The sequence below is a fragment of the Paraconexibacter sp. genome (assembly GCF_041602235.1).
In the GTDB taxonomy this organism is placed as follows: domain Bacteria; phylum Actinomycetota; class Thermoleophilia; order Solirubrobacterales; family Solirubrobacteraceae; genus Paraconexibacter.
In genome coordinates this window covers 1-8,436 of the sequence record NZ_JBFIGP010000167.1, presented here as the reverse complement: position 1 = coordinate 8,436, position 8,436 = coordinate 1, and the positions used below count along the sequence as shown (strand labels likewise).

Here is an 8,436-nt window from a genome sequence, read left to right as displayed (position 1 = left end):
CGCCCGCTCTGGCAACCTCCCCGCTCGCCGCGCCGCAGGGGCGCGGGAGAGGAGGAAAGCGGAGATGGCACAGCTGACACTCGAGGAGCGCTACGACGAGAAGGTCGCGGCGCACATGCTGGAGTTCGGGAACCAGATGCCGGGACTGCAGCAGTACCTGGGCGTCTCGCTCGTGAGGATCGAGGCCGGGCGCTTGTGGGCGGAGGCCGACCTGTCGTCGCAGGAGCCGACGCCGTCGGGCAACCTGCACGGCGGCGTGATCGCCGCGGTGCTCGACCACGTCACGGGCGCGGTCGTCTATCCGGTCATCCCGGCCGGCCACTGGGGCGCGACGACGGAGCTCAAGATCAACTACCTGGCCCCGGTCGCTCCCGGTCTGCTGCGTGCGGAGGCGTCCGTGCTGGGCATGACCAAGCGCAGCGCGGTCGTTCGTGGTGAGGCCTACGTGGGGGACAGGCTCGTCGCCGCGGCGCAGGGGACCATCACCATCGTGGCGCCCCGCGTCACGCAGGCGGTCAGTAGCTGAACACGGTCGCCGGCTCGTCGCCCAGCCACTCGAGCATCGGGGTCGCGCCGGCCACGCGGGCGTTGGGGACGAACCCCTCCGGGTCCAGCTTGCGCGCCTCGACGCAGATCGGGCAGACGAGCAGCTCGCCGCCGCCGTCGGCGTACTGCTCGAACAGGCGGGCCAGGGGTGGGCATCCGTCGCACGCGACCGCGGCGGCGTGTCCCGGCTGCGCAAGGCGGACGGCTTCCTTGGTCAGGAACATCGCGACGGGGCGGCCTTTCTGCAGGGCCGCCCCCGCGACGAGGAAGGCCACGGTCACGCGTTCGCTGTCCTCGAGACCGGTCGCCAGGTTGATGAGCACCTTGTTGGACACTGGGCGAAGCTCCTTCTGGGTCGGGCTGGTTCACCGCGGCGGCGCGCGCCGCGTCACTGGAAGCCGGAGTACCCGAAGGTGCGCGCCTCGACACGCGTGATCTGGCCCTTTGCCTCAGGCACCGTTCTTGGCCCGCTCGAACGCCTCGGCGAAGTCGCGCATGTCGGCGACCTTGCCCTCGAGCTTGAACGTGCTGCCACCGGCCACGATCTCCATGACGCCGGCAAGACCCATGCGCTTGACCTGCACGGCGTCGACCTCGGTCAGCGGAACGGTGCTGAGCACCTCCTTGACCTCCTTGATCTGACCGCCCATGCTCACCCCGACCGACATCGTCACGAGGCTCGTCGGGGTGACGGCGACAGCGCCGGGATTCCCGAGACGGATGCCGACGGCCTCCGCGCCCTGGCGCTGCTTGCCGCTCCACTGGACGCCGATCTCCCGGGCGATCGCGCCGCCGGCCGCTGCCGCCGTCGTCGCGCCGCGCGGCTTGGCGAACGTCGCGCCGAGCAGTTGCTCGCCGACCTTCCCGTCGGCGGCCGCGATGATCTGCTCCCGATGCTTCGACACCTCTGCTCCTCCATCCGGTTGACGTGGTGAAGGAGGACGATCCCCGATCCGCGTTCCTCGATCGTTCCCACGTGTGACCGCCTCGCGAGGCCGGACGGTCACCCGCCGTCCGGCCCCGGAGGCTTGTGGCGCGGTCGGCTACGACGCCGCGGTGTCGCTCGGGTAGGAGCCCGCGGTCGACTCGTCCGACCCGCTCGATTCGCTGGACTTGCGCTTGCAGCCGCCGCGCTTGCCGGAGGTGCTCCGCGCCGGTCGCACGGAGTCGAACGCGGCACGGACCTCGGTGGCGGTGACACCGAGCTTCTCGGCCAGCATCGCGTCGATCTCCGAGCGCGTCTCGCGCTCCTCGGAGGCCTTCACGGCCGCCTTGACCTCCGACTGCGCCTCCTTGAGCTTGGCGAGCGTCGTGCCGAGCTTCTCGGCGACCGCCGCGAGCTGCGACTGGCTGAGACGCCGCGCGCCGCGACGGTGGCGAGCACGCTTGCCCTTCTTGCCGGCCTTCTTCTTGCCGGACGTGTGCTTGCCGCTGGTGTCGGACTGCGAGCTCCCGCTGTCCGTGGGGTAGTCACCGGCGCTGCTCTGGGCGTAGGCCGGGGTCCCGAGTCCGCCGAGCAGCGCGGTGGCTCCCAGGACGGTGAGGGCGGTACGAAGTGATGGCATCGTGCTCCTTGGGTCGTGATGGGGTGCGTTGGAGCAGACGCACGAACACCGTCGATCGTCAGGATCCGTGGAGGGTTCTCAGGGCTTTCTCATGGTCGGGCGGTCGAGCGGGACGCCGGACCCGCGGGCCCGGTCACGCGTCGGCGTGCCTGCCGCGCGTCCGGAGCTCGGGCACCGCCTGCTCCTCGGCCATCGTCACGCCGGGAGTCGCCACGACCCGACGCGCGTAGGACCGCACCAGCGGCCGTGCGCTGAGCCCGTGGGCGAACACGCTCGCGAGCACGGTGACCGTCATCGCGGCGAGCACGACGTCGAGGCCGGGAAGCTCGGGCTCCTCCTCGACCACGACGAGGGCGAGGATGATCGAGGCGAGCCCGCGGGGTCCGAACCAGGCGACGAACGCCACCGAGCTCCGCCGCAGGCCGGTCCGGGAGAGCGCGATCACGACGGGCACCGCGCGGATGACGGTCAGGCTCAGCACGGCGTAGGCGACGACCGCCCAGTCCGCCGCGTCGAGGAAGCCGATGGCGCTGATCCCGAACAGGAAGAACACCGAGAGGTTCAGCAGCTGGCCCTCGTCGTCGGTGAAGTCCAGGATCGTCTCACCGCAGGTCGGCGTGATCCGGCCGGTGACCAGTCCGGCGGTGAACGCGGCGATGAAGCCGTTGCCTCCGAGGTCGCTCGCCAGCGCCCATGCGACGATCGCCAGGCCGACCATCGCGAGCTGCTGGAACGTCGAGGTCATCGATTCGCGGCGCACCGAGCGCTCGTAGAGGGCTCCGCCGACCAGGCCCAGGCCCACCCCGACCGCGATGCCGATCCCGACCTGCTCGGCGGCGAAGCTCACCCAGCCGGTTGCCGTCACCACGGTCTCCGAGACGGCGAGGCCGACGAACAGGAAGAGGAACGGGATCGACAGACCGTCGTTGAGTCCGCTCTCGACGTTCAGGGCCTGACGGATCCGCTGCGGGACCCGGTCGCTGGACACCACCGCCTGTCCGAGCGCCGCATCGGTCGGCGCCAGCACGGCGGCGATGATCGCCGCCTCCCAGAACTCGATGTGGTCCAGCAGCAGCGCGCCGGCCCCGACACCCAGCCCGATGGTGAGCGGCATCCCGATGCCCAGGAGCCGGGCAGGGAGGTTGCTGTTGCCCCGCAGCGCGCGGAGGTCGATCCGGGCCGCATCCGCGAAGAGCACGATCACGAGCGCGGCCTCGGCGAGCAGGAGCCCGGTCTCGCTCGTCAAGGCGAGGTCGATCACGCCCAGCACGTCCGGGCCGAGCACCATGCCCGCGGCCACGAAGACCATCGGCGCGCTGATGGCCATCCGGTCGAGCCTGCGCGAGACCAGGCTGTAGACGAAGAGGACGGTGGCGAGGATCCCGAGGTCGCTCACGACCCGACCCTAGCCCCGACGGATCAGCGTCGCGCCACGGTGAAGGTCGCGCGCACCGTCTTCGACGTCCTCTTCCCGGCTGAGGCCACGAGCGAGAAGCGGTAGCGGCCCGGCTTCAGGGCCCGCTTGCCGATCCGGCCGCTGAACGCGAGGCGACGGGCGCCGCGTTTGACGCTCGCGCGCTTCAGGGTCCCGACCCGGACGTAGCGGACGCAGGGCTTGCGCCTCCGCAGCTTCTTGGTGGCCTTCCGGCAGGTCTTGCCGACACGTCGACCGGTGGTCCGCTTCTCGATCCTCACGCGCAGGGCGGACGTCGTGTTGAGCGTGAAGCGCAGGGTCGTCCCGACGGGGGTCTTCTTCTTGGCGGCCTTCTTCCTGCCGGCCGCGCTCGTCGCGGTGCGCTTGGATCCGACACGGAACCGCCTGTTGGTGAGCTTCAGCTTCGTGATCCTCGGGGTCGTCGCCGTCGCGCTCGGCGTCGAGGGTGCGGTCGTGGTCGTCGGGGTGGACGGTGGCCGCTCCACGCCGGTCACCGGCGCCGGGCCCGGAGGCACCGTCGTCTGGCAGTCGCCGCTGAGGATCCGCATGTACTGCTGGCGGAAGTCCGGAGAGACGTTGGCGACGAGGCCGGTGCCACGGGCCGAGAACGCCAGGCAGCGGCCGTCGGCGCTCAGTGAAGGTGCGGTCGTCCCCACGGCGCTGGAGGAGTTCGTGGGATCGAACGCCGCCCCGATCGCGACGATCTGCTGTTCGCCGCTGGCGAGGTTGCGCACCGCGATCGCGTCAGCGTACGGAGGGCTGCTCGCGGCGATGTTGCCCGGGTTCTTCTCACCGTTGACGGTGAAGGCGAGCAGGGCCCCGTCGGCCGACAGGTCCAGCGGCCCGACGCCCCGGTTGCTGATCGGCCCCGCCGCGCCGACCCGACTGGCGATGCGGGTGGTGGCGGCGCCGAGGTCGCGGACGACCGCCTGGATCGGGGAACCGGCCGGCAGCAGCCCGAGGGTGGCGTCGAGGTTCCGGGCGTAGCTGCGGAACGCGACCTTGGTGCCCGCCCCGTTGATCACCGGCTCGGTGGAGAGCGAGTCGCCCTTCGCGCCGTTGCCGTCGGCCCGTGTGGCCAGGACCGTCGTCGACGTCGCCAGGTCGCGGACGTGCACGTCGCGGACCGCGTCGGCGTCGTCCGCGAGGTTGGTGGAGTCATGGGCGAATGCCACCTTGGTGCCGTCACCGCTGATGCTCGCGGCCTCGACGTCGCCGTTGCCGACAGCGCCCGCCTCGCCGGTGGCGCGATCAGCGATCGCCGTCGTACCGGCGGCGAGGTCGCGGACGTAGGCATGGGTCTTGCCGGGCGCACCGAGGTTGCTCGACTTCGTGAGGAAGAGCACCCGCCGGCCGTCGGCGCTGAGCTGCACCTCGATCGTCGAGCCGTCGGAGTTGGCGTCGGCCGGGCCGCCCTTGGACGCGAGCGTCGGTGTGCCAGTTCTCAGGTCGAGGACGTAGGCGTCGGTCTTCCCGTCCGCATCCTCGGCCACCAGCGCGGCGGGCGTGCGGAACCCGACGCGCGATCCATCGGCGCTGATCGTCGCTCGGTCGCCCGGGACGGGCGTCCCATCAGCCTTGCGTGAGACGAGCAGGACGTCCCCGGTGCGCATGTCCCGGCGGAAGATCCGGCGACCGTCGCCGGACTCGAACGGCCCGACACCGGTCAGCGCGGGGGATCCGGTTCCGAACACCGCGTACCGGCCGTCGGCGCTGAGGTTCTGCGGGGAGGAGGCGTAGTACTCGTAGGCCGAGTTCGTGAGGATCGGCTGGGCGGCCGGAGTGCCCGGCCGGGTGGACAGCAGCGTCGGGGCGCCGCCGAGCGTGGGGCTGCGGTACATGCCGTGCGGCGGTGCGCCGGGAACGAGCGCCTCGTAGGCCCACAGCACCGCCTGGCTGCCGTCGTCGGACAGTCCCTGGGCCACGGCGAAGCCGGGCGCGCCGAGGGAGCCGAGAGGGGTGGTCGTGGCGGCGCCGACGCGACGGACGAACGGCTGGTAGCCACCCGGCCCTCCGAGGTTCGTGGCGCTGGACGTGAACGCCACGACGTCGCCGTTGTCGCTGATCGCAGAGACGTCGGCGCGAGCATCGGCCTTCGTCCCGGCCACGCCTGTCGCCCGGGAGATCAGGACGCTGGCCTGGGTGGCCAGCAGGTTCGCGCCGTCGGACACGCGGCGGCGGAAGGTGTCCGGTGTGGCGTCGGAGTCCGCGGCCGGCAGCACATCGGTGGCCGTGGTCGTGAACGCGACGTACTGCCCGTCGCCCGAGATCTCCGAGGAGCGGGCGCCGCCATTGGCCTCGTCGGTACTGAACGTCTTGGCGCTCGCCAGGATCGTCGTGGTCGATCCGGCCTTGCGCACGAAGATGTCGTCCTGGGCGTTGGCGTCGCCGACGACGAGGTCCGTGGCCGAGCTCGCGAAGGCGACGAACACGCCGTTGTCGCTGATGGAGGGCTGGTGCGAGTAGCCGCCGGCCGAAGCGAGGTTCGTCCCGGTCCGCGCCGACATCAGGGTGAAGCCGCCGCCGAGCGACGACGCTCGGTACACGTCCTGGGCGGTGTTCGTGTCGCCGGCCACGAGGGGGACGGACGTCGTGAACACCACGAACTGGCCGTTGCCGGAGATGCTCGGGGTGACGCAGGTGTTCTCGGCGCACCCTTCGTCCGCCGTGCTGCTGATGAGCGTCACGGTGCCCGAGACCAGGTCCTTGACGAACACGTCCGGGTCGGGCGTGGTGTCGGCCGGGCTCAGGTTCGTGGCCGTACTGGCGAACGCCACCTTCGTCCCGTCGTCGCTGAGGGATGGCATCGAGGATCCGCCGTTGGCGCCGGGCGTGAGGTTCGTCAGGGCGCCCGTGGCGACGTTCTTCAGCACCACCTGCGAGGGGCCGAAGTCGCCTGGGCCGGCGGCGAGGTCGTCGGCCTCGGTCGCGAACACCGCCAGGTTGCCGTCGGCGCTGAGGTCGGACCGGCCGTCGCTGTCGTCCCGGTAGCCGTAGCCGCTGATGTTCCAGGCGAAGAGATCGGGGGTGGGCGGGGCCAGCCCCGGAAGCCCCGACACCAGGAGCGTCTCGCCGGTGCCGGCGGCGAGCGCGGGGGGCGAGGCCGCGCCGATGGCAAGGACGGCGAGCGATGCGGTCAAGCGGGGACGCAGCACGGGGCTCCTATCGAGGACGTGGACGAAGCCACGTGATGGGGCAGGGCCGGTCCCTCAACCGGCGCCGTCCCGCCGACTTACGCAGGCACCCTAGCTGGCGCGTCAGCGTTAGTCGAGTACGGCGGCGCCCGCCCTCACGCCGAGGTCGCGGTCGGCTCGCGCGCCGCCAGCTCGAGCGCGATGCGGACCGGGAACTGGCGCTCGGCCAGGGGGTGCCCGAGGAGCTCCTCGGCCCGACGTAGATCGGCGCGCACGGTCATCGGGTCGCGCCCGGTCGCTCGTACGACCGCCTCGACGTCCCCGCCGGCCGCCAGGTAGCGCCGCGTCGTCTCGCGCAGCAGGCGGCACTCGCCGTCGTCGCCGCCCAGCCCGCCGAGCTCGTCCGTCATGAACGTCTGCAGCAGCTGGGGCTTCACGCCGTACGGCAGGCGCAGGCGCAGGCCCGGGTTCGTGGCCCGCGGGTCCTGGTGGGCGCCGTCCAGCCGCGGGCCGCCGACCTGCAGGCCCTGACGTCCAGGATCGGCGTCGCCGACGACACGGCTGCGGAGGTACGGCGCCAGGTAACGAGCCATGATCTTCGTCGGCGGCGCGATCCCCGCCGGCCGATCGGGGTCCAGGCCGTCGAAGACCGCTCCGGTGAGCAGGAGCCCCTCGAGGACCGACGTGAACGGGTGCGCCTGCACGTCGAAGCCCAGCGAGGCCAGCATCATCTGGGCCGCGGCGTCGGCGTGACGCGAGGCGATCCCGCCCTGCTTCGGGCCGCCCGCGGTCATGTCGCCGGCGGCGTAGACGTCCTCGACACCGAGGACCCGGGCGTGGTCGTCGATCTCCACGAACCCGGCGCCGTCGTGCGGGAGTCCGGGCATCGGAACGCCGTGCCAGCGCGGGAGGGTCACCGCGTGGTCGGCGGGAATGCCGGTGCCGTCCTCGAGCACCACGGTCCGGTCCTGCACCGCGACGGCGACGACCCCGGTCTGCAGCGCGATCCGGTCCCGCGCAAGCGCGAGCTGGACCATGTCGGACGTGGCGGGGCCCAGCGCCGCGAGCGGCCGTTCCTCGGCGGTGACGACGGTGATCGTGGCCGTCCGGCTGCCGTGGGAGCTCAGCATCGCGCGCGTCAGCAACGCGAGCTCGTAGAGCGGCACGAGCCAGGCGTCGGGGTCGGGCGCGACGAACGCGAGCTCGGCGGCGTGGCCGAAGTCGAGGTGGTCGACCACCCCGCGCAGGTGCGGGGCATCGTGCGCTCCGCGGAAGACCCCGGCGCCCGGGAGTGCCGCCTCGGGGCGCGCGCCGACGGCGACGAGCAGGCGGTCGTAGCCGAGGGATGCGCCGTCGGAGGTGTGGACCACGTGACCCTCGCTGTCGATCGCGCTCAGCCTGGCGGCGTGCAGCCGAACGCCGTGCTCGGAGCAGAAGTCGCTGAGCACGACGGTCAGGTCGGATGTCGTGTCGAACGGCTCGAGCACGGACAACGGACGGTGGGCGAACTCGCGGTCCGGGCAGATGAGGTCGATCGCGACGCGATCCCCGGCCAGCGCTCGCAGGGCGAGCACCGTTTCGAGTGCGGCGACCCCGCCTCCCGCGATGACGATCCGCGGTGGTCCGACCCGATCGGATCCCTGTCTAGCGCTCCCGAGCATGACGCGATCCTCGACCGTGACTCGCGGTCCTTCATCCGTACGTTTTCCGGCGCGTCACGCGGGCGAACCGCACTCCGGGGTCGGGAAATGCGCGG

At 72.0% G+C, this 8,436-nt stretch carries 7 protein-coding genes; 1 reads left to right on the top strand and 6 read right to left on the bottom strand.

Translation table 11 applies throughout. From position 1 onward, the window contains the following. The first annotated feature begins 64 nt into the window (after nt 1-64). Entirely contained in the window at nt 65-526 is a 462-nt protein-coding gene (locus ABYE80_RS13395) for a PaaI family thioesterase (protein WP_372790784.1), read from the top strand. Here ABYE80_RS13395 and ABYE80_RS13390 read toward each other — a convergent pair. From ABYE80_RS13390 to ABYE80_RS13365, 6 genes are all read right to left on the bottom strand, one after another. Continuing rightward, nucleotides 516-881 (bottom strand): DsrE family protein, encoded by a 366-nt coding sequence (locus tag ABYE80_RS13390; RefSeq protein WP_372790783.1) that lies wholly within the window; start codon nt 879-881, stop codon nt 516-518. The two genes, ABYE80_RS13395 and ABYE80_RS13390, sit on opposite strands and share 11 nt — an antisense overlap. A 114-nt stretch (nt 882-995) precedes the next feature. Continuing rightward, complete coding sequence (locus ABYE80_RS13385; protein WP_372790782.1) at nt 996-1,451, bottom strand: hypothetical protein; 456 nt, start codon at nt 1,449-1,451, stop codon at nt 996-998. A gap of 138 nt (nt 1,452-1,589) precedes the next feature. Beyond that, the gene (locus ABYE80_RS13380) at nt 1,590-2,111 is read right to left on the bottom strand and encodes a hypothetical protein (protein ID WP_372790781.1); all 522 of its coding nucleotides are present in this window, start codon (nt 2,109-2,111) and stop codon (nt 1,590-1,592) included. Nucleotides 2,112-2,244: 133 nt separating this feature from the next. Next, nucleotides 2,245-3,507, bottom strand: coding sequence for a cation:proton antiporter (locus ABYE80_RS13375; RefSeq protein WP_372790780.1), 1,263 nt, complete (start codon nt 3,505-3,507; stop codon nt 2,245-2,247). Nucleotides 3,508-3,530: 23 nt separating this feature from the next. Then, the gene (locus ABYE80_RS13370) at nt 3,531-6,701 is read right to left on the bottom strand and encodes a hypothetical protein (RefSeq protein ID WP_372790779.1); all 3,171 of its coding nucleotides are present in this window, start codon (nt 6,699-6,701) and stop codon (nt 3,531-3,533) included. A gap of 134 nt (nt 6,702-6,835) precedes the next feature. Beyond that, complete coding sequence (locus ABYE80_RS13365) at nt 6,836-8,341, bottom strand: FAD-dependent oxidoreductase (RefSeq protein WP_372790778.1); 1,506 nt, start codon at nt 8,339-8,341, stop codon at nt 6,836-6,838. Nucleotides 8,342-8,436 lie beyond the last annotated feature (95 nt).